Genomic DNA, 20,378 nt, shown 5'->3' on the forward strand with positions numbered 1-20,378 from the left:
GGGAGGCCCCGGCGAATGCCGGGGCCTCCCGTGTGAAATTCCGTGCACGGCACGGGCGTTGTGCCTAGAGCTCGGACGCCGGGTCCTCGCTCGGGGCCTTGCCCGCGTACGCCTCGGCGAGCAGCTGCTCCTCGCTCGCGCCGAGTCGCCAGTAACCGGTGAAGCGCACCGCGCGCCGGTCGAGGGAACGTTCCTGCACCAGGTGGCGGCGTACGACTCGGATCGTGCCGGCCTCGCCCGCCAGCCAGGCGTACGGGGCCTCGGCCGCGGGCAGTCCGGCCTCCCGCATCTCCTCCACCACGCGGCCCGCCCGGCCGGGGCCGGACGCGCCCTTCTCGCGCACGATCCAGGTGATGTCCGCGTCGGCGGCGGTGCGCAGGGCCAGCCGGTCGTCCGCGTGCGGGACCTCGAACCAGGCCCTGACCTTCGCGCCGGCCGGGAGCCGGTCCAGGATCGAGGCGGCGGCGGGCAGGGCCGTCTCGTCCGCGTACATCAGGAAGGCGTCGGTGGCGGCCGGGGGCTGGAAGCGCACGGACTTGTTCTCCGCGACGGCCGGCCCGATCGCCATGATCCGGCGGCCGGTGACGGCCCTGCCCGCCCAGCGGGAGGCGGGCGAGGCGTCCCCGTGCAGGACGAAGTCGATGTCGACCTCGTCCACGCCCTCGTCCGTACGCCGCTGCTCGCGCACGGTGTACGAGCGCATCACCGGGCGGTCCTCGTCCGGCATCGCGCGCCAGGCCCCGAACCAGGTGTCCTCGTCGGTGGACGGCAGTTCGGTGTGCTCGGCGTTCCCGACCGGCAGGAAGAGCGAGAGGCTCTGGTCGTACCCGCCGGATCTGAAGTCCGCCAGGGATTCACCGCCGAAGGTGACGCGCAGGAACGAGTGGCCGAGGCGGCGCGTGCGCAGCACTTCCATCGTGAAGAAGCGGAAGTGCGCCACGGCCTGTTCGGCCTCGGATGCGGTGGCGGTCATGCGCGAGTCCCCCCTGGGATTCGAATGGGCGCCGGCGGCGGGTGTGGTGCCGGGCGGTCAGTGCCGGAGGCCGGGCCGCGGGCGGTGGCCCGCGGCCCGGCCTTCAGGACCGGCGGAAGAGGGTCAGGAGACCTTCTTGGCGTTCTGGATGGTCTTGGCGAGGTCCTCGAGGAGCTGCGCGCACTTCTCGTACGAGTAGATCGGCTCGGTCACGCGCGGGGCGACCTGGCCGGCCTTGACGGCGGGCAGCTCGTTCCAGGTCGGCTTGGCCTTCAGGGCCTCGGGCTGCAGGGCCTGGGTGCGGTTGTCGAGGAGGACGACGTCGGCCTTGTACTTGCCGGCGTTCTCCCAGCTCAGGCTCTCGTAGAAGCCCTGCGGGTCCAGCTTGTCCTGCTCGGGGGAGACGAACTCGACGCCCAGGGACTCGAAGTACTTCAGGTCGGCCGAGGTCTTCGGGGTGGAGACGTAGAAGAGCTGGTCGGCGCCGGAGCCGACGAGCACCTTGATGCCCGGGTTGGCCTTGACGGCCTCGCGGACCTTGGCGGAGGCGGCGTCGAAGCGGGCCTTGGCGTCGGCGGCCTTCTTCGAGTTCAGGTCGGCGCCGAGGGACTTGGCGAGGTCCGCGGTGCGCTCCAGGGCCTTGTCCATGGAGGCCTTGTCGCCCACGCCGATCGCGGCGGCCGGGGCCAGCTTCAGGATCTTGTCCTTGGAGGCCTCGGGGACGTACCAGTACGTGCCGTCCCAGGTGTTGGTGGCGAGCAGCTCGGGCTTGAGGGCCGCGTACTTCTCGACGTTGAACTCGTCGTAGACGTTGCCGAGGATCTCGACCTTGGAGATGTCCATCGAGCCGGCCATCGGGTCGGGCTTGCCGTCGGCCAGCTTGGTCGGGCCGAAGACGCCCTTGACCTGCACGCCGTAGTCGTACAGCGCGGCGGCGGTGCCGGTGTAGGCCACGATGTTCTTCGGCGTGGACTTGGCGGAGGCGGTCTTGTCCAGGTCGTCCTTGAAGCTCCATGCGCCCGAGGCGGCGGCCGTGCCGCCCTTGCCGCCCTCAGCGTCCTTCGCCTTGTCGTTGCCGCCGCACGCGGTGAGTGCCGCGACGAGGCCGAGGGCGCCGCCGGCGGCGACGAGACCGCGGCGGGAGAGGAACGTGGAGCTGGGCTTGGGCATGGGGAAGTCCGCTTTCGTACGTGCAGGGGCGGCCGGGGGACCCGAGGCCGTTCGGTGGGAAGGTTAGCCTAACCTTGGCCGAAAACGGTAAGGGGACCCTAATTTTTTTCGGGTCCCCTCGTCGTTCCCCGCACGCGGGGCGGGTGTTGCGTCAGCCGGCGAAGCCCAGTTCGCGGGCGATCAGCATGCGCTGCACCTCGCTCGTGCCCTCGCCGATCTCCAGGATCTTGGAGTCGCGCCACATGCGGGCCACCGGGTACTCGTTCATGAAGCCGTAGCCGCCGTGGATCTGCGTGGCGTCCCGGGCGTTGTCGACGGCGACCGTCGAGGAGTACAGCTTGGCGATCGCCGCCTCCTTCTTGAACGGCTCCCCGTGCACCAGTCGGGAGGCCGCGTCGCGCCAGCCGATACGGGCCATGTGGGCGCGCGTCTCCATGTCGGCCAGCTTGAACTGGATGGCCTGGTTGTCGCCGATCGGCCTGCCGAAGGCCTGCCGCTCCTTGGCGTACTTCACCGACTCGTCGACGCAGCCCTGCGCGAGGCCCGTGGCCAGGGCCGCGATGGCGATCCGGCCCTCGTCGAGGATCCGCAGGAACTGGGCGTAGCCGCGGCCCTCCTGGCCCACCAGGTTGGCGAGCGGCACCCGTACGTCGTCGAAGGACAGCTCGCGGGTGTCGGAGGAGTTCCAGCCGACCTTGGAGTAGGGCGCGGCCACCGTGAAGCCCGGGGTGCCGGACGGGACGATGATCGAGGAGATCTCCGGGCGGCCGTCCGCCTTGCGGCCCGTCACGGCCGTGACGGTGACCAGGCCGGTGATGTCCGTGCCGGAGTTGGTGATGAAGCACTTCGAGCCGTTGATCACCCACTCGTCGCCGTCGCGCACGGCCGTGGTGCGGGTGCCGCCCGCGTCACTGCCCGCGCCGGGCTCGGTCAGGCCGAACGCGCCGAGCACCTCGCCCGAGCAGAGCTTCGGCAGCCACTGCTGCTTCTGCTCCTCCGTGCCGAACAGGTACAGGGGCATGGCGCCCAGGGAGACGCCCGCCTCCAGGGTGATCGCGACCGAGGAGTCGACGCGGGCCAGCTCCTCCAGGGCGATGCCGAGGGCGAGGTAGTCGCCGCCCATGCCGCCGTACTCCTCCGGGAACGGCAGGCCGAACAGGCCCATGCGGCCCATCTCGCGGACGATCTCGTAGGGGAACTCGTGCCGCTCGTACAGGTCGCCGATCTTCGGCGCGACCACGTCGTGCGCGAACGCCTCGACGGTGCGGCGGAGTTCCTCGTGCTCGGGGGTGAGCCGGTGGTCGAGGGACATGGTGTGACTACTCCTTGTGGGAGAGGGCGCGGACGGTGCGGGAGGGGCTGGGACGACCCAGCTGTTCGGCCATCCACACGCTCGTGGCGGTGAGGGCGGCCAGGTCGACCCCGGTCTCGATGCCGAGGCCGTCGAGCATCCACACCAGGTCCTCGGTGGCGAGGTTGCCGGTGGCGCTCTTGGCGTACGGGCAGCCGCCGAGGCCGCCGGCGGACGCGTCGACCGTGGTCACGCCGTGCTGGAGCGCGGCGAGGGTGTTGGAGAGCGCCTGGCCGTAGGTGTCGTGGAAGTGCACGCCGATCCGGTCGGTCCCCACGCCCGCGGCGTTCAGCTCGGACAGCAGGGCCTGCACGTGGCCGGGCGTGGCGACGCCGATGGTGTCGCCGAGGCTCAGCTCGTCACAGCCGAGGTCGAGCAGGGCCTTCGCGACGCGGACCACCTGGTGGACCGGGACGGCCCCCTCCCACGGGTCCCCGAAGCACATCGAGAGGTAGCCCCGCACGTGCGCCTTCCCGGCCTTGGCGCGGGCCACCACGGGCTCGAACATGGCGAGGGACTCGGCGACCGTCCGGTTCAGGTTGCGGGCGGCGAAGGTCTCCGTGGCCGAACCGAACACGGCGATGCGGGTCGCCCCCAGGGCGAGCGCCCGGTCCAGGCCGCGTTCGTTGGGGACCAGGACCGGGAGTGCCGCGTCCACGTCGGAGAGGAGGGGGAAGAGCTGCTCGGCGTCGGCGAGTTGGGGGACCCACTTGGGGTGGACGAAGCTGGTGGCCTCGATGGTGGTCAGGCCGGCGGCGGCGAGCCGGTGGACGAACTCGGCCTTCACCCCGGTCGGCACGGCCGTCTTCTCGTTCTGCAGCCCGTCGCGCGCGCCGACCTCGTGGATGCGGACGCGGGGCGGGAGCCCGGCGGGGGCCGGGACGGTCATGGGCAGCCCGTTCACGAGGCCTCCTCCTCTTCGTCGGCGGTCACCACGGCCAGGACCTGGTCCATGGCGACGGTGGTGCCCGGGGTGACGTCGAGTTCGGTGACGGTGCCGGCGTGCGGGGCGGAGATGACGTGCTCCATCTTCATCGCCTCGACGACCAGCAGGCTCTGCCCGGCCGTGACCTTGTCGCCGACGGCCACCTTGACGACGGTGACGGTGCCGGGCATGGGGGCGGCCAATGTGTCCGCGCCGGAGTGTCCACTCCCGCTCAGGGCGGCTGCCACCGGGTCGTGGTGCTGGACGTGCCAGCTGTCGCCGTCGCGTCCGAGCCAGGTCCCCTCCGGGGAGGTGGCGTGGGCGAACCGGTGGGTGATGCCGTCCAGTTCGATGGTGAGGGTGTCGGGGGTCAGGGCCACGATCCGGCCCAGGGCCGGGCCGCTGGGGCTCTGCCCCAGACCCCGCGCCTCAAGCGCCGGCGGGGCTTGATCTGCTGCGGCGCCGCCGTCGGGTGCGGGCAGCAGGAGCTCCTGCGCCCTGCCCCGCTGCCGGGTGCGGATCGCGACCGGGTCCTGCCCGGGCAGGCGGAAGTGGTGCACTGCCCAGGCGGGGGTGCCGCCCAGGCGCCAGCCGTTGCCGGAGGAGAAGGGGTCGACCCAACCGCCGCCATCCAGCCCCGCGGGCGTTTGAGGCGCGGGTCCGGGCAGAGCCCGGTTTCGGGAAGGGGCGGGGTGGGGGGAAGAAGCCAGCAGGGCGGCCGCCGCGTACACCTCGGCCGGCACCCCTTCGGGCAGGAGCCCGCCGAGGTCCCGCTCCACCAGGCCGGTGTCCATGTCGCCCGACACCACGTCGGGGTGCGCGAGCAGGCGCCGAAGGAACCCGGCGTTGGTCTGGACGCCCAGGATCACGGTGTCGGCCAAGGCACCCCGCAGCACCCGCAGGGCACTGGCCCGGTCCGGCCCGTACGCGATGACCTTCGACAGCATCGGGTCGTACGTGGAGCCGACCGGCACCCCAGCCGTCAGGCCTGAGTCCGTCCGCACCGCCCCGCCGTCCGGCTCCGACAGCGCCAGCACCGTGCCGCCGGACGGCAGGAACCCGCGTGCCGGGTCCTCCGCGCAGACGCGGGCCTCGATCGCGTGCCCGGTCAGCCGGATCCCGTCCTGGGTGACGGGCAGCGGCTCGCCGGAGGCGACCCGCAGCTGCTGCTCCACCAGGTCCAGGCCGGTGACCAGCTCGGTCACCGGGTGCTCCACCTGGAGGCGGGTGTTCATCTCCATGAAGTAGTACGAGGACGGGTCCCCGCCCGGGACGATGAACTCCACCGTGCCCGCGCCGACGTACCCGCAGGAGCGCGCCGCCTCCACGGCCGCCGCGCCCATCGCCGCGCGCGTCTTCTCGTCCAGCAGGACCGAGGGGGCCTCCTCGATGACCTTCTGGTGGCGCCGCTGCAGGGAGCACTCGCGCTCGCCCAGGTGCACCACGTTCCCGTGCGCGTCGGCCAGCACCTGGATCTCGATGTGCCGGGGCCGGTCGATCCACCGCTCCACGAGCAGGGTGTCGTCGCCGAAGGAGGACTTCGCCTCGCGGCGGGCGGCCGCGATCTCCTCGGCGAGCACCGCCTCGTCGCGCACCAGGCGCATGCCCTTGCCGCCGCCGCCCGCGGAGGGCTTGAGCAGGACCGGCATGCCGATCTCCGCGGCGGCCGCGGCCAGTTCGGCGTCCGTCAGGCCGCTGCCGGAGGAGCCCGGGACCACCGGGACGCCGGCCGCGCGGACCGTCTCCTTGGCCGTGATCTTGTCTCCCATGAGGGAGATGGCGGAGGCGGGCGGCCCGATGAAGGCCAGCCCGGCCTCCGTGCAGGCCGCCGCGAAGGCCGCGTTCTCGGCGAGGAAGCCGTAGCCGGGGTGGACGGCCTCGGCGCCGGTGCGCTTCGCGGCGTCGAGGAGCCGCTCCACCGACAGGTAGCTCTCGGCGGCGGCCGCCGGGCCGATCCGGACGGCCGTGTCGGCCTCCCGTACGTGGCGGGCGTCGGCGTCGGCGTCGCTGAAGACGGCGACGGAGCGGATGCCGAGCTGCCGCAGGGTGCGGATGACGCGTACCGCGATCTCGCCGCGGTTGGCGACCAGAACAGTGCTGAACATCGAAGGGGTCCTCACGTCACTCACGTCACATACGGAAGATGCCGAAGCCGGAGTCGCCCAGGGGGGCGTTCGCGCACGCGGTCAGGGCCAGCCCCAGCACCTGCCGGGTCTCCAGCGGGTCGATGACCCCGTCGTCCCACAGCCGCGCCGTCGCGTAGTAGGCGTTGCCCTGCTCCTCGTACTGCGCGCGGACCGGGGCCTTGAAGGCCTCCTCGTCCTCGGCGGGCCACTCCTGGCCGGCGCCCTCGATCTGGTCCCGCTTGACGGTGGCCAGCACCGAGGCGGCCTGCTCGCCGCCCATCACCGAGATCTTGGCGTTGGGCCACATCCACAGGAAGCGCGGCGAGTACGCCCGGCCGCACATCGAGTAGTTGCCCGCGCCGTAGCTGCCGCCGACGACCACGGTCAGCTTCGGGACCCGGGCGCAGGCCACCGCGGTGACCATCTTCGCGCCGTGCTTGGCGATGCCGCCCGCCTCGTAGTCGCGGCCGACCATGAAGCCGGAGATGTTCTGGAGGAAGAGCAGCGGGATGCCGCGCTGGTCGCACAGCTCGATGAAGTGGGCGCCCTTCTGGGCGGACTCGGCGAACAGGATGCCGTTGTTCGCGATGATGCCGACCGGGTGGCCGTGGATCCGGGCGAAGCCGGTGACCAGGGTCTGCCCGAACTCCGACTTGAACTCCTGGAAGCGGGAGCCGTCCACGACGCGGGCGATGATCTCGCGGGCGTCGTAGGGGGTGCGGGAGTCGACGGGGACCGCGCCGTAGAGGCCGTTCGGGTCCACCTTGGGCTCCTCGGGAGCCTCGACCGACCAGGGCAGGGCCCCGCGCGCGGGCAGGGTCGCCACGATGTTCCGGACGATCCGCAGTGCGTGCGCGTCGTCCTCCGCGAGGTGGTCGGTGACGCCGGAGACCCGGGAGTGGACCTCGCCGCCGCCGAGCTCCTCGGCCGTGACCACCTCGCCGGTGGCGGCCTTCACCAGCGGCGGGCCGCCGAGGAAGATCGTGCCCTGGTTGCGGACGATGACGGCCTCGTCGCTCATCGCCGGCACGTACGCTCCGCCGGCCGTGCAGGAGCCGAGGACGGCGGCGATCTGCGGGATGCCGGCCCCGGACATGCGGGCCTGGTTGTAGAAGATCCGGCCGAAGTGCTCCCGGTCGGGGAAGACCTCGTCCTGCATGGGGAGGAAGGCGCCGCCGGAGTCGACCAGGTAGAGGCAGGGGAGACGGTTCTCCAGGGCCACTTCCTGGGCGCGCAGGTGCTTCTTGACGGTCATCGGGTAGTACGTGCCGCCCTTGACGGTGGCGTCGTTCGCGACGATCACGCACTCGCGCCCGCTGACCCGGCCGATGCCCGCGATCACCCCGGCGGCGGGGGCGGCGCCCCCGTACATGCCCTCGGCGGCCAGCGGGGCCAGCTCCAGGAAGGGGGAACCGGGGTCGAGGAGGGTGTCCACGCGGTCGCGGGGGAGCAGCTTCCCGCGCGCGGTGTGGCGGGCGCGGGCCTTCTCGCCGCCGCCGAGGCGGGCCGCGTCGAGCCGGGCGCGCAGGCCTTCGGCCAGTTCGCGGTGGGCGGCCTCATTGGTCCGCCAGGCCTCGGACGCCGGGTCCGCGGCGCTCGTCAGCACTGGTGCCTGCTGCATCGGTCGAGCTCCCTTGCTCGTGCACGCTTTGTTAATGACCGTTAACGCGTTTGGGTTTCAGGTTAACGAGCGCTAACCGCCCTGTCTAGAATGGATTTCCATGAGCACCAGAGCGGCCACCCCGACCCGTCGCGAGCAGATCCTCAGTGAGGCCGCTCGTCTCTTCGCGGAGCGCGGCTTCCACGGCGTCGGCGTGGACGAGATAGGGGCGGCGGTCGGCATCAGCGGCCCCGGCCTCTACCGGCACTTCGCCGGCAAGGACGCCATGCTCGCCGAGCTGCTCGTCGGGATCAGCGAGCGGCTGCTGACCGGCGGCCGGCGGCGCGTCGAGGAGGCCGCCGGGGACCCGGAGGCGATCCTCGCCTCCCTCGTCGAGGGGCACATCGACTTCGCCCTGGACGACCGGGCGCTGATCACCCTGCACGACCGCGAGCTCGACCGGCTGCGCGAGGCCGACCGCAAGCTCGTGCGCCAGCTCCAGCGGCAGTACGTCGAGCTGTGGGTGGAGGTCGTACGGGAACTGCACCCCGAGGTCGGCGAGGCGGAGGTGCGGGTGGCCGTGCACGCCGTCTTCGGCCTGCTGAACTCCACCCCCCACCTGGCCGCGCCGGGCCGCGAGGCCACCGAGTCCCTGCTGCGCAGGCTGGCCAACGGGGCCTTCGGGGCGCTGTCGGGGTGAGGCCCGGCTCAAGGGGTGCTTGGCGGAACGGACGCCTCCGGGTCGGCGGCGGCAGAATGGGCCGCATGCCGAAGCCGATAGAGACGCCCGTACCCAGCCGCGCCGAACTCATCGACCACCTGGTCCGCACGCGGATCGCGGGGCAGGTCGCCACCCCGCGCGAGAACAACCTCTCCCACTACCGCAAACTCGCCAACGGCGACCGGCACTACTGGCTCGGCCTGGAGCTCGGCGACCGCTGGGCCGACGAGCAGGACGTACTGGCCGTGATGGCCGAGCGCGTCGGCGTCGTCGACGACCCGGCCCACCGGGCCGGCCAGGACACCATCGACCCGGAACTGACCGTCGCCGGCCTGGACCGGATGGCGGCCCGGCTGCACAAGGCCGCCCTCGACCGGCACAGCGTGCTGCTGGCCACCGGCCACCCCGGCGGCCTGCTCGACGTCCACCGCGCCACCGCCGACGCGCTGCGCGCCGCGGGCTGCGAGATCGTCCGGATCCCGGCCGGCCTGGTCGCCGACGAGGGCTCGGTGTGGCAGTTCGCCGACGTGGCCGTGCTGGAGCGGGGCGCGACCCTGTGGCACACCCACTCCCCGGCCCCGATGGCCGCGATCCTGGACGGCCTCGCGGCGGAGGGCCGCCCGCAGCCGGACCTGGTCGTCGCCGACCACGGCTGGGCGGGCTGCGCGGCGCAGCGCGGGCTGGACGCGGTGGGGTACGCGGACTGCAACGACCCGGCGCTGTTCCTCGGCGAGGCGGAGGGCACCCTCCAGGTCGCGGTCCCCCTGGACGACCACGTCCGCGACCCGCGCTTCTACGACCCGATGGTGGCCTACCTCCTCTCGGCGGCGGGCCTGCGGTAGCCCTGGCCGGGCGGGGGCCTCGGCCCTGCGGGGCTGTCCCCTACCCGCCCTTCGCCCGTTCCCCGGAGGCTCCGCCCCCGGACCCCCGCGCCTCAAACGCCGGCGAGGCTATAAATAGCCCCGCCGGCGTTTGAGGCGACGGGCGCGGAGCGCCCGTAAGGGTCCGGGCAGCGCCCGGGGAACGGTGGAAGGGCGGGTAGGGGACCAGCCCCGCGCAGCGGGCAACCACCCGCACCCGACCCACCGGCATCAGCCACCCGAACCGGCCCCGCCCCGCACCCGACGGGCGGAGTCCGGCGCAGCGGCGCGAAGCCGGGGAGGCCGCCCGCGGCCGAGCCGCGCGAGCGGCGCGTCGAGAAGGAGTGCGGCCCGTCAGGAAGGGGCTCCCCCGGCCAGGCCGGTCTTGGCGCCCGCCCCGCACAGCGGGACGACCGCCCGGCGTCCGCGGAGCGGGTCGCCGGGGGCGCCGGGGGCGACCGCCGCCCAGCAGGCGGCCGCCGTGGGTTCCACGAAGAGGCCGCGCCGCGCCAGGTCCCGCTGCGCCTCGCGGAGCCGGTCGTCCGGGACCGTCACGAAGGTGCCGCCGGACTTGCGGACCGCCGCCAGGATCTGCCGGGCCCGCGGCGGGGCCGGGATCGCGATGCCTTCCGCCGCCGTCGGCAGCTGCGGCACCGGGGCGGCGTCCTCCGCGCCCGCCGCGAAGGCGGCCGCCAGCGGGGACACGGCCTCCGCCTGGACCCCGATCAGCGCGGGCGGCCGTACGCCGTGCCGGGCGGCCAGCTCCTCCACCGCCAGGGCCGCGCCGAGCAGCAGGGTGCCGTTGCCCACCGGCACGACCAGCGCCTCCGGGAGCCGGCCGCCGAGGGCCTCCCAGATCTCGTAGACGTACGTCTTGGTGCCGTGCAGGAAGTACGGGTTGAAGACGTGGCTGGCGTAGAACACCCCCGGCTCGTCCGCCTCCGCCCGCGCGGCCCGCGCCGTGGCCTCGCGGCCGCCCGCGACGACGCGTACGGCGGCCCCGTGGGCCCGCATCTGCTCCGTCTTCTTCTCCGAAGTGCCCTCCGGCACGAAAACTTCACAACTCAGCCCGGCCCGCGCGCAGTACGCCGCCACGGACGTGCCCGCGTTGCCGCTGCTGTCGGCGACGACCCGCTCGGGGGCCAGCCGGCGCGCCAGTTCGGCGAGCATGACGGCGCCCCGGTCCTTGAAGGACAGCGTCGGCATGAGGAAGTCGAGCTTGGCGTGAATCCGCTCCGACAGCGGCACCAGCGGGGTGTGCCCCTCCGACAGCGAGACCGAGAACGCCCCCGGCAGGGGCAGTGCGGGCGCGTACCGCCACAGCGAGTGGGGTCCGGCCGCCGGTTCGAGGGGGGTGGCCGGATCGGGTGTGAAGTCGAGGTCCCAGGGGCCGCCGCACAGGGGGCAGCACCACGGCGCGGTCCGCACGTCCGCGTGCGTGCCGTCCTCGGGGCAGACGTAACCAGGAAGTGCGTGCGTCATGTGCGGAGCACCTTTGCTCGTTCATGGCCGTTGTATGGCACGGATGTTACGCGTCCGTGGTGCGTCCGTTGTGCTCTTGTGGGATGGCGGCGGGGTGGGTCAACCTTTCGGGGACGACGGCCCGTTGGGGCGGATTCGTTGTCATGGACATGCCTGAAAAGAGTTCTTCCGCGTGTCCTCGCACCGCCGCCCGGCACCCGCAGACCACCCCCTACGAGGAGGACCCCCCACATGTCCGTGATGCGTCACACCCGCCGGAGGATCGCCGGCGTCAGCGCGACCGCCGTCGTGGCCCTCGCGCTCGGCGCGGCCGCCGCCTTACCCGCCGCCGCGGCCGACGGCGCCCCGCAGGGCGTCATCGAGAACGCAGGCGCCGCCGGGGCCGTCCCCGGCAGCTACATCGTGACCCTGAAGGACTCCGCCGCCCGCTCCACCGCGGACAGCGGCAAGGCCGTCGCGAAGCGGTACGGCGCGAAGATCGACCGGACCTACAGCGCGGCCCTCAACGGCTACTCCGTCGAGGTCTCCGAGGCGCAGGCCAGAAAGCTCGCGGCCGACCCGGCGGTGCAGTCGGTCGTGCAGAACCGCACCTTCACGGTCGACGCCACCCAGCCCAACCCGCCGTCCTGGGGCCTGGACCGCATCGACCAGCGGGCCCTCCCGCTCGACCAGAGCTACACCTACCCCGACAAGGCCGGCGAGGGCGTCACCGCGTACATCATCGACACCGGCGTCCGCATCACCCACCAGGACTTCGGCGGCCGCGCCTCCTACGGCTACGACGCCGTCGACAACGACAACACCGCCCAGGACGGCCACGGCCACGGCACGCACGTCGCCGGCACCGTCGCCGGAGGCGCGTACGGCGTGGCCAAGAAGGCGAAGATCGTCGGCGTCCGCGTCCTCGACAACAACGGCTCCGGCACGACGGCCCAGGTGGTCGCCGGCATCGACTGGGTCACCCGCAACGCCGTCAAGCCGGCCGTGGCGAACATGTCGCTCGGCGGCGGCGCGGACTCCGCGCTCGACACCGCCGTGCGCAACTCCATAGCCGCCGGCATCACCTACGGCGTCGCGGCCGGCAACGAGTCCACCGACGCCTCCACCAAGTCCCCGGCGCGCGTGGCCGAGGCCATCACCGTCGGTTCGACCACCAACACCGACGCGAAGTCCAGCTTCTCCAACTACGGCTCCATCCTGGACATCTTCGCGCCGGGCTCCTCCATCACCTCCGCCTGGGGCACCAGGGACACCGCGACGAACACCATCTCGGGCACCTCGATGGCCACCCCGCACGTCGTCGGCGCGGCGGCCCTCTACCTCTCGCAGAACCCGGCGAGCACCCCCGCCCAGGTCCGCGACGGCCTCGTCGCGGCGGCCACCCCGAACGTGGTGACCGGCCCCGGCACCGGGTCCCCCAACCGCCTGCTGAACGTGGGCGCGAGCACCACCCCGCCGAACCCGGGCACCAAGTTCGAGAACACCGCCGACTACGCGGTCAACGACAACGCCACCGTCGAGTCGCCGGTCACCGTCAGCGGCATCTCCGGCAACGCCCCGGCCGCGCTGAGCGTCTCGGTCGACATCAAGCACACCTACATCGGTGACCTGAAGGTCGACCTCGTCGCCCCCGACGGCTCGGTCTACAACCTGCACAACCGCAGCGGCGGCAGCGCCGACAACATCATCCGCTCCTACACGGTCAACGCCTCGTCCGAGGTGGCCAACGGGGTGTGGAAGCTGCGGGTGAACGACAACGCCAACGTCGACACCGGCAAGATCGACTCCTGGGCGCTGCAGTTCTGACCGGGGCACTGAACTCCTCCGCCCGGGCGACCGGGTGGCGAGGGGCGCGATAACAGGCTGGATCGCGCGATGAACGCGGGGGCGACCGAGTAGTCGGTCGCCCCCGCTGCGTACTATTTCGCGCATTCGTTCGCGCCGCCCCTGATGGAGCACTCGCCCGGTGACCACCCCGCCCCCGCAACATCCCCCCGCCGGCCCGGGCCACTCCTGGCCACCGCCGCCGCCGGTGTGGGGGCCGCCGCCCGCGTACGGGCACCCGCCCGCGCTCAACGGGTTCGCCCTGGCCTCCCTGCTGGTCGGGCTGCTGTGCTTCCCGCCGCTCGGGATCGTCTTCGCCGTCGTGGCGCTGGTGCAGATCGCGCGCAAGGGGGAGCGGGGCCGGGCCCTGGCCGTCGCGGGCCTGGTGGTCTCGCTGCTGATGACGGCCGTCCTGGTCACCGGCGTGACCCGGTACGCGGAGCACTTCGCCGGCGCGCTGGGCGGCGGGCGGTACGCGGAGCAGGTCGAGGGCCAGCTGACGGGGATGGACGAGCTGCGCGCGGGCGACTGCTTCAACGTCCCCGGTGGCGACCTCCTGGACGAGGCCCGCTTCACCTACCGGATCGGCTGCGACCGGGTGCACGACGCCGAGGTGACGGCCGCGACGGTGATCGGGCAGAGCTCCTACCCCAGCAAGGGGTGGCTGAAGGAGAACGCCACGGACGCCTGCTGGAAGGCGCAGGACGCGTACGCGATGGACTCGTGGGCGCTGCCCGGGTACGCGGAGATGTTCTACTTCACCCCCTCGCCGGACAGCTGGCAGAACGGCGACCGGCGGCTCCTGTGCCTCATCGGCACGTCGACGCAGGAGCACAAGGGCAGTCTGCGCAAGGATGCGGGCATGCTGACGCCGGACCAGGTGACCCTGCTGGGCGCGCTGAACACCGTGGACCAGGCGCTGGGACGCGTCCCCGACCGGGAGCTCGACGAGGCGCTGCCCGAGCACCAGAAGTGGGCGCGGGGCGTGGACGAGGCGCTGGCGGCACAGGAGCGGATGCTCCAGGGCGTCACCTCGCGCCAGGGCACGGGCCCGGCGGCGGGGGCGCGGCTCCGGGAGGTCGCCGCGGCGCGCAAGGAGTGGCAGCGGGCGGCGCGGGCGGCCCGGCCGGGCGACTTCCAGCGGGCCTGGGACGCGGCGCTCGCGGCGCTGTCCGTGGACACGGAGAAGGCGCTGCGAGGGTCGTACGGGCTCTCGACGCAGGTTCCGGAGTGGCTGCTGCCGGGTCCGGACAGTTCGGGGGCGGGGTCCGGGCGGGGGCCCTCGTCGGAATCCGTCTGAGGTCCTGTGGGTAACGCGCGGTAACGGGTTTGAGTGACCTGGGTTCATCACATCGGGTGAAACTCTGGCCCGTGCTTGCGCTGCTCAACCGTCGGTTGCCAGGGTGTAGCTGTCTGTCAACCTGATGGGAGTGGCTCGTGACTTTCGGTGAGCAGCCGGCCTATCTCCGCGTCGCCGGGGATCTGCGACGGAAGATCGTCGACGGCTCCCTGCCCCCGCACGCCCGGCTCCCTTCCCAGGCCCGGATCCGCGAGGAGTACGGGGTCTCCGACACCGTGGCGCTGGAGGCGCGCAAGGTCCTCATGGCCGAGGGGCTGGTGGAGGGCCGCTCCGGGTCCGGTACGTACGTGCGCGAGCAGCCCGTGCCCCGCAGGGTCGCCCGCTCCGGCTACCGCTCGGCCGGTGCGTCGACGCCGTTCCGCCAGGAGCAGGCCGAGGCGGGCGCGCGCGGCACGTGGGAGTCCAGCAGCGAGCAGACGGCCGCGCCGGACCGGATCGCGGAGCGCCTCGGCATCGAGCCGGGGGACCGGGTCATGCGCACCCGGTACGTCTTCCGCGACGCGGGGGAGGCCATGATGCTCTCCACCTCCTGGGAGCCCCTGGCGGTGACCGGCCGGACCCCGGTGATGCTGCCGGAGGAGGGGCCGCTGGGCGGCTCGGGGGTGGTGGACCGGATGGCCGCGATCGACGTGGTCGTGGACAACGTGGTCGAGGAGGTCGGGGCCCGGCCGGGCCTGGCCGAGGAGATCATGACGCTGGGCGGGGTCCCCGGGCACGTGGTGCTGGTGGTGAGCCGTACGTACTTCGCGTCGGGCCGCGCCGTGGAGACGGCGGACGTCGTCGTTCCGGCGGACCGCTACCGCCTCTCGTACCACCTGCCTGTCCGGTAACAGCGCCCGTGCGGGGTTTTCGGTCGTTTCACCAGGGTCCGGGGTGCGCCCCGGACCCTTGTTCGAGTTCGGCCCGCGCGCAGCGGCGGGCCCTCCCACGTCGCCCACCCGCCGGTGCGCTCCCTGCGCCGGGTCCGGACCGGCGCGCACGCCCCGCTCGTACCCCTGGCCGGATGCGTACGCCCCCTGGGTACCTCTTCGTGAAAAACCGTATCCGCTCAGTAAAGGTCGGGCGTAAGCTCGGGCATATGCGCAATGCGGTTTCCTGGGCAGGTACAGCGGCGGAGGGTGAAGCGCGATGACCGACAGCGGTGCCCTGCTTCCATGGCTGGTCATACGTCAGGACGACAACGGCAACCGCTACCGGGTGGGTCGCTATCCCACCCGGGCCGAGGCCCAGAAGGTCGTCGACAGCCTCGACGACCGGGGACACAAGCAGCTCTACTGGGTCGAGCGGATCGGACAGGAAAGCCAGACCGCCACCACCAACTGAATCGGCTGAAGGCGCTGGCATAGGCTCCGCCCATGACTGTACGAGTGGTCGTGGGCGGAGCCCTTTGTCATGACGGGCGCCTGCTGGCCGCCCGGCGCAGCGCGCCGCCCGAGCTGGCCGGCCGGTGGGAGCTCCCCGGCGGCAAGGCCGAGCCGGGCGAGACCGTGCCCGAGGCGCTGGTGCGCGAACTGCGCGAGGAGCTCGGCGTGGAGACCGAGGCGCTGGAGCGGATCCCGGGGGAGTGGCAGCTGCGGCCCGACCTGGTCCTGCACGTGTGGACCGCCCGGCTGGTCTCGGGCGAGCCCGAGCCCCTGGAGGACCACGACGAGCTGCGCTGGCTGTCCCCGCACGAGCTGGACTCGGTGGACTGGCTCGACCAGGACCGGCCCTTCGTCGAGGAGGCCGGCCGCCGGCTGCGCGCCGGAGCGGGCGCGGGCCGGGCGGCGGAGCGGGACCGGTGAGGGGGCGGGGCGGGCGCCGCGTCGCACGGCGGGGCGCACCGGGGCGCGTGACGCTCCCGTTCTAGGCCGTCTGCGCCACAGTGCGCCGGTGCGTGGGGGATCGGGTGGTACGGCGCCCCGAATATCGGGTATGTCGCTATTAGTCCCTATCTCGCCCCCCTTTCGTCACCGACGAACCGGACAGGGGTCGCTGGTGGCCCGGGAAGTGATCGGCGTGATCGACACAGACGGTGAGTGCGCCGAGTGGGCCTTCCCCGCCGAGCCCGGTGCCGTCCGCACCGCACGCCACGCCGTGCGCGGCACCCTCCGCTCCTGGGGCCTCGACTCCGTCGGCGACGTGACCGTCCTGCTGGTCAGCGAGCTGGTCACCAACTCCCTGCGGTACGCCTCCGGCCCCATCGGAGTCCGCCTGGTACGGCGCAATCCGGCCGCGCCGGACCTGGCCGGCGGCCCGGCCCTGCTCGTGGAGGTCTCCGATCCGCTTCCGGATCCGCCCCGCGAGCGGGTCGCCAAGCCGGACGACGAGGGCGGCCGCGGCCTGCACCTCGTCGCCGTCTCCGCGCGCCGCTGGGGGACCAGGCACGGGAAGACGGGGAAAACCGTGTGGTTCGAGTTGGCTCTTCCTGGTGAGTAACAAGGAGAAGGGCGGCAGTGGGTCTCCCGGACGGCGTCTGGGGAGACCACCGGACATGGCCGGAAAACAACGGGACCCTTTTGTGATCGTGAACGCCGTGCCGTACGGGGCCGTGGTGCTGAATACTTCGGTCATGGCCGGTCCGGTTGCGGTGAGCTGGAGGGGACGGTCGCGTGAGCGAGATACCTGCGCAGACACATCAGGCCCATGTGCCCGGGGAGCCTTTGCACGACTCCCTGTGGCACAGCAGTCCGCCTGGCTCGATATACGACTACATAAAGGTCGCCTCCTTCTCGATCGGCCCTGACGGGCTCATCGACCAGTGGAGCCTGCGCGCCGAGGAACTCTTCGGGCTCAGCGCGGCCCAGGCGGTCGGCCGCGACCCCGTCGAGGCCTTCATGCCCCCCGAGCTGCGCGAGGGCGGCCACCGCAAGGTCGGCGAGATCCTCGACGGCAAGGAGTGGACCGGCCTGATCCCCTTCCGGATCCCCGGCGGCAGGGGCGCCCACGGCGTGGCCGAGATCTATGTGATGCCCACCCGGACCGAGAGCGCCGAGCGGGCCGCACTCTGCGTCGTCGTCGACGTGCGCGCGCTGCGCCGCATCGAATCCGACCTCGCCGCATCACAGGCCATATTCGGCCAATCCCCCTTCGGTTTCCTGCTCTTCGGCACCGACCTCACCGTGCAGCGCGCCAACCGGCGCTTCGCGACCGTCTTCGGCGGCACCGCCGCGGAGCACCGCGGCCGCACCGTCCACGACTACCTGCCGCCCCACGAGGCCGACCGGATGGCCGAAGCCCTGCGCCGGGTCCTGGAGACCGGCGAATCCGTCACCGACCTGCGGATCACCGGCGCCACCCCCCGCAGCCGCGACGACCGCCACTGGTCGATCAACCTCTACCGGGTGCACGACGGCACCGGCCGCCCCATCGGCGTCGCCGGCCTCGGCACCGACGTCACCCGCCGCCACCTCGCCGCCCGCGAGGCCGCCGGAGTCCGGCGCAACCTCGCCCTCCTCAACGAGGCCGGACACCGCATCGGCAACTCCCTCGACCTGGAGACCACCGCCCGCGAACTCCTCGACGTCACCGTCCCCGGCTTCTGCGACCTGGCCGCCGTCGACCTCTACCAGGGCCTGCTCCTCGGCGACGACGACCGCCCCGCCCGCCCCCAGGGACCCGGCGTGCCCTCCCTGCCCGACCAGGGCGCCCGCCGCGCCCCCTCCGCGAAACTGCGCCGGGTCGCCTTCGCCTCCGCCGTATCCGACGCCCCCCTGTCGGGGCCCGGCGCACTGGTCGCCGTGGGCGAGACCCACCGCTACCCCGCCGCCTCCCCCGGAGCGCGGGTCCTGCGCACCGCACGCCCCCGGCTGGTCGACGCCGCGGGCCCCGACGACCTCGTCCAGTCCACGCTGATCGTCCCGATGGTCGCCCACGACACCGTGGTCGGCCTCGCCCAGTTCTCCCGTACGAAGGGCAGCGAACCCTTCGGCGAACGCGACCGGGCCGTCGCCGTGGAACTCGCCGCACGGGCCGCCGTCTGCATCGACAACGCCCGCCTCTACCGGCGCGAGCACGAACGCGCCCTGATCCTCCAGCGCAGCCTCCTCCCGCCCGGCGACCCCGAGGCCGCCGGCCTCGACATCGCCTGCCGCTACCTGCCGGGCAACGCCGCCACCGAGGTCGGCGGCGACTGGTTCGACGTCATCGAACTGCCCGGGCACCGCACCGCCCTCGTCGTCGGCGACGTCATGGGCCGCGGCCTGCGCGCCGCCGTCGCCATGGGCGAACTCCGCACCGCCGTACGCACCCTCGCCCTGCTGGACCTGGAACCGGCCGAGGTGCTCACCGCCCTCGACGAGGTCGCCCGCGGCCTCGGCGCCCCCGGCGGCGCCCAGCAGGCCTCGCGCGCCGCCCTGCACTCCCGCGACGCGGACCGCTCCGAGGTCTACCTCGCCACCTGCGTCTACGCCGTCTACGACCCCGTCACCCGGCGCTGCACCATCGCCAACGCCGGCCACATGCCGCCCGTACTCGTCGAACCCGCCGAGGACGGCGCCGAACCGCCCCCCGGGCTGCTGCTGGAGATCCCCACCGGAATGCCGCTCGGCGTGGGCGGCGAACCCTTCGAGGAGGTCGAGGTCGAACTCCCCGAGGGCGCCCTGCTCGCCCTCTACACCGACGGGCTGGTCGAATCCCGCGACCACCCCCTGGAGGAGGGCCTGCGCGGGCTGCGCGGGGCGGTCGCCGATCCGTCCCGCCCCCTGGAGGAGGTCTGCGACCACGTCCTGAACACCCTCCACACCCGGCACGGCGAGGACGACATCGCCCTGCTCATGGCGCGGGTCCAGGGACTGCCCGTCGGCGCCGTCGGCGACTGGCAGCTGCCCCGCGAGGCCCGCTCGGTGGGCCGGGCCCGGGAACTCGCCCGCGCCAAACTGCCCGCCTGGGGCCTGGAGGGGCTCCTCGACACCACGGAACTGCTCGTCAGCGAACTCGTCACCAACGCCCTGCGGTACGGGGAGGGCGAGATCCGGCTCCGGCTGCTGCTGGACCGGACCCTGGTGTGCGAGGTCTGGGACGGCAACCTCGTCCAGCCCAGGCGCCGCCGCGCCCGCGACACCGACGAGGGCGGCCGCGGCCTCCAGCTCGTCGGCCTGCTCTCGGCCGGCTGGGGCACCCGCCGCACCCACCGGGGCAAGACCGTCTGGTTCGAACTCCCGCTCCCGATGCCGGGCGGCGCACCGGGAGAGGCGGTCACCGAACTGTCGGCGGAACAGCTGCTGGACATGTACGGCTGAGGGGCCCGTGCCGTGCCGTCCTCAGGCCGCGCGGGCTTTGAGGGCGGCCAGCCGGGCCTCGACCTCCGAGGTCCTGCCGAGGTCGTCCAGAGCCTCGAACTGGGCGTCCAGGGAGGAGGCCGCCAGCTCCGACTTGCCCATGGCCATCGCCTCCTCCCGCCGCACCTTCTCCTCGAAGCGGTGCAGTTCGCTGGTCGGGTCCAGCACGTCGATGCTCTTCACCGCGTCCAGCATGGTGTTCTGCGCCCGCGCCGTCTTCGCCCGTGCCACCAGCTCGTCCCGCTTGGCCTCCAGCTCCGTCAGCTTGTCCTTCATCGAGTCCAGGCCCGCCCTGAGCTTGTCCACGACCTCCGTCTGAGCGGCGATCACCGGCTCAGCCGTCGCCGCCTCCTTCTCCGCCTGCAACTGCCGGCCCAGGGCCACCTTCGCCAGGTTGTCGAAGCGGTCCGCGTCCGCCGCCGCGCCGGACGCGCGCAGTTCGTCCGCCTTGCGACTGGCGGCGAGGGCCTTGCCGCCCCACTCCGCGGCCGCGTCCACGTCCTCCTTGTGGTCGGCCTCCAGCATCCGCAGGTTGCCGATGGTCGTGGCCACCGCCTGCTCGGCCTCCGAGATGTTGTTCGAGTAGTCGCGGATCAGCTGGTCGAGCATCTTCTGCGGGTCCTCGGCCTGGTCCAGCAACGCGTTGATGTTGGCCTTCGCGAGCTGGGTGACACGGCCGAGGATGGTCTGCTTGCTCATCGGGGTCCTTCCGGGGTGGGGTGTGGTGC

At 72.9% G+C, this 20,378-nt stretch carries 17 protein-coding genes; 9 read left to right on the plus strand and 8 right to left on the minus strand.

Annotation, left to right across the window (positions count from 1 at the left end; all coding sequences use genetic code 11):
- Window positions 1-64: 64 nt before the first annotated feature.
- The 6 genes from ACQKM2_RS08430 to ACQKM2_RS08455 all read right to left on the minus strand — a co-directional run bounded on the left by ACQKM2_RS08430 (window position 65) and on the right by ACQKM2_RS08455 (window position 8,166).
- Window positions 65-973: a siderophore-interacting protein gene (locus ACQKM2_RS08430; protein ID WP_427707634.1), complete on the minus strand. Its 909-nt coding sequence runs from the start codon at window positions 971-973 to the stop codon at window positions 65-67.
- A 123-nt stretch (window positions 974-1,096) separates the two neighbouring features.
- Entirely contained in the window at window positions 1,097-2,143 is a 1,047-nt protein-coding gene (locus ACQKM2_RS08435) for an ABC transporter substrate-binding protein (RefSeq protein ID WP_427707636.1), read from the minus strand.
- Window positions 2,144-2,294: 151 nt separating this feature from the next.
- Entirely contained in the window at window positions 2,295-3,455 is a 1,161-nt protein-coding gene (locus ACQKM2_RS08440) for an acyl-CoA dehydrogenase family protein (protein WP_385761566.1), read from the minus strand.
- Between the two features lie 7 nt (window positions 3,456-3,462).
- Window positions 3,463-4,383 carry a hydroxymethylglutaryl-CoA lyase gene (locus tag ACQKM2_RS08445; protein WP_427707783.1) on the minus strand — a complete coding sequence of 307 codons (921 nt, stop codon included), beginning with the start codon at window positions 4,381-4,383 and terminating at the stop codon, window positions 3,463-3,465.
- 11 nt (window positions 4,384-4,394) lie between these two features.
- On the minus strand, window positions 4,395-6,524 hold the full coding sequence (locus tag ACQKM2_RS08450) for an acetyl-CoA carboxylase biotin carboxylase subunit (RefSeq protein ID WP_427707638.1): 2,130 nt from the start codon (window positions 6,522-6,524) through the stop codon (window positions 4,395-4,397).
- Window positions 6,525-6,549: 25 nt separating this feature from the next.
- The gene (locus ACQKM2_RS08455) at window positions 6,550-8,166 is read right to left on the minus strand and encodes a carboxyl transferase domain-containing protein (protein ID WP_427707640.1); all 1,617 of its coding nucleotides are present in this window, start codon (window positions 8,164-8,166) and stop codon (window positions 6,550-6,552) included.
- 100 nt (window positions 8,167-8,266) lie between these two features.
- Here ACQKM2_RS08455 and ACQKM2_RS08460 point away from each other — a divergent pair, with 100 nt between their 5' ends.
- The gene (locus ACQKM2_RS08460; protein ID WP_007264172.1) at window positions 8,267-8,845 is read left to right on the plus strand and encodes an SACE_7040 family transcriptional regulator; all 579 of its coding nucleotides are present in this window, start codon (window positions 8,267-8,269) and stop codon (window positions 8,843-8,845) included.
- A gap of 56 nt (window positions 8,846-8,901) precedes the next feature.
- On the plus strand, window positions 8,902-9,708 hold the full coding sequence (locus ACQKM2_RS08465; protein WP_427707642.1) for a phosphatase: 807 nt from the start codon (window positions 8,902-8,904) through the stop codon (window positions 9,706-9,708).
- Between the two features lie 372 nt (window positions 9,709-10,080).
- Here the strand turns inward: ACQKM2_RS08465 and ACQKM2_RS08470 are convergent, their stop codons facing one another.
- A complete protein-coding gene (locus ACQKM2_RS08470) occupies window positions 10,081-11,208 on the minus strand; it encodes a pyridoxal-phosphate dependent enzyme (RefSeq protein WP_427707644.1) in 1,128 nt (375 codons plus the stop codon).
- A 231-nt stretch (window positions 11,209-11,439) separates the two neighbouring features.
- Here ACQKM2_RS08470 and ACQKM2_RS08475 point away from each other — a divergent pair, with 231 nt between their 5' ends.
- The 7 genes from ACQKM2_RS08475 to ACQKM2_RS08505 all read left to right on the plus strand — a co-directional run bounded on the left by ACQKM2_RS08475 (window position 11,440) and on the right by ACQKM2_RS08505 (window position 19,611).
- Window positions 11,440-13,014 carry a S8 family peptidase gene (locus tag ACQKM2_RS08475; RefSeq protein ID WP_427707646.1) on the plus strand — a complete coding sequence of 525 codons (1,575 nt, stop codon included), beginning with the start codon at window positions 11,440-11,442 and terminating at the stop codon, window positions 13,012-13,014.
- Between the two features lie 160 nt (window positions 13,015-13,174).
- Window positions 13,175-14,332, plus strand: coding sequence for a DUF4190 domain-containing protein (locus ACQKM2_RS08480; RefSeq protein WP_427707648.1), 1,158 nt, complete (start codon window positions 13,175-13,177; stop codon window positions 14,330-14,332).
- A gap of 137 nt (window positions 14,333-14,469) precedes the next feature.
- On the plus strand, window positions 14,470-15,222 hold the full coding sequence (locus ACQKM2_RS08485; protein WP_427707650.1) for a GntR family transcriptional regulator: 753 nt from the start codon (window positions 14,470-14,472) through the stop codon (window positions 15,220-15,222).
- A gap of 298 nt (window positions 15,223-15,520) precedes the next feature.
- Window positions 15,521-15,715 carry an SPOR domain-containing protein gene (locus ACQKM2_RS08490; protein ID WP_125598320.1) on the plus strand — a complete coding sequence of 65 codons (195 nt, stop codon included), beginning with the start codon at window positions 15,521-15,523 and terminating at the stop codon, window positions 15,713-15,715.
- A gap of 32 nt (window positions 15,716-15,747) precedes the next feature.
- Window positions 15,748-16,176: a (deoxy)nucleoside triphosphate pyrophosphohydrolase gene (locus tag ACQKM2_RS08495; RefSeq protein WP_427707652.1), complete on the plus strand. Its 429-nt coding sequence runs from the start codon at window positions 15,748-15,750 to the stop codon at window positions 16,174-16,176.
- 205 nt (window positions 16,177-16,381) lie between these two features.
- Window positions 16,382-16,810, plus strand: a complete 429-nt coding sequence (locus tag ACQKM2_RS08500) for an ATP-binding protein (RefSeq protein ID WP_362468526.1) — start codon at window positions 16,382-16,384, stop codon at window positions 16,808-16,810.
- A gap of 182 nt (window positions 16,811-16,992) precedes the next feature.
- Complete coding sequence (locus ACQKM2_RS08505) at window positions 16,993-19,611, plus strand: SpoIIE family protein phosphatase (RefSeq protein WP_427707785.1); 2,619 nt, start codon at window positions 16,993-16,995, stop codon at window positions 19,609-19,611.
- Between the two features lie 21 nt (window positions 19,612-19,632).
- Here the strand turns inward: ACQKM2_RS08505 and ACQKM2_RS08510 are convergent, their stop codons facing one another.
- The gene (locus ACQKM2_RS08510) at window positions 19,633-20,349 is read right to left on the minus strand and encodes a PspA/IM30 family protein (RefSeq protein WP_427707654.1); all 717 of its coding nucleotides are present in this window, start codon (window positions 20,347-20,349) and stop codon (window positions 19,633-19,635) included.
- Window positions 20,350-20,378 lie beyond the last annotated feature (29 nt).

It is taken from the genome of Streptomyces sp. NPDC004126 (genome assembly GCF_050275515.1).
Classification (GTDB): Bacteria; Actinomycetota; Actinomycetes; order Streptomycetales; family Streptomycetaceae; genus Streptomyces.

Excerpts from the sequence above, each read along its gene's own strand:
- ACQKM2_RS08430 (WP_427707634.1), bottom strand. The coding sequence starts at position 973 with ATGACCGCCACCGCATCCGAGGCCGAACAGGCCGTGGCGCACTTCCGC.
- ACQKM2_RS08435 (WP_427707636.1), bottom strand. The coding sequence starts at position 2,143 with ATGCCCAAGCCCAGCTCCACGTTCCTCTCCCGCCGCGGTCTCGTCGCC.
- ACQKM2_RS08440 (WP_385761566.1), bottom strand. The coding sequence starts at position 3,455 with ATGTCCCTCGACCACCGGCTCACCCCCGAGCACGAGGAACTCCGCCGC.
- ACQKM2_RS08445 (WP_427707783.1), bottom strand. The coding sequence starts at position 4,383 with ATGACCGTCCCGGCCCCCGCCGGGCTCCCGCCCCGCGTCCGCATCCAC.
- ACQKM2_RS08450 (WP_427707638.1), bottom strand. The coding sequence starts at position 6,524 with ATGTTCAGCACTGTTCTGGTCGCCAACCGCGGCGAGATCGCGGTACGC.
- ACQKM2_RS08455 (WP_427707640.1), bottom strand. The coding sequence starts at position 8,166 with ATGCAGCAGGCACCAGTGCTGACGAGCGCCGCGGACCCGGCGTCCGAG.
- ACQKM2_RS08460 (WP_007264172.1), top strand. The coding sequence starts at position 8,267 with ATGAGCACCAGAGCGGCCACCCCGACCCGTCGCGAGCAGATCCTCAGT.
- ACQKM2_RS08465 (WP_427707642.1), top strand. The coding sequence starts at position 8,902 with ATGGGCCGCATGCCGAAGCCGATAGAGACGCCCGTACCCAGCCGCGCC.
- ACQKM2_RS08470 (WP_427707644.1), bottom strand. The coding sequence starts at position 11,208 with ATGACGCACGCACTTCCTGGTTACGTCTGCCCCGAGGACGGCACGCAC.
- ACQKM2_RS08475 (WP_427707646.1), top strand. The coding sequence starts at position 11,440 with ATGTCCGTGATGCGTCACACCCGCCGGAGGATCGCCGGCGTCAGCGCG.
- ACQKM2_RS08490 (WP_125598320.1), top strand. The coding sequence starts at position 15,521 with ATGACCGACAGCGGTGCCCTGCTTCCATGGCTGGTCATACGTCAGGAC.
- ACQKM2_RS08495 (WP_427707652.1), top strand. The coding sequence starts at position 15,748 with ATGACTGTACGAGTGGTCGTGGGCGGAGCCCTTTGTCATGACGGGCGC.
- ACQKM2_RS08510 (WP_427707654.1), bottom strand. The coding sequence starts at position 20,349 with ATGAGCAAGCAGACCATCCTCGGCCGTGTCACCCAGCTCGCGAAGGCC.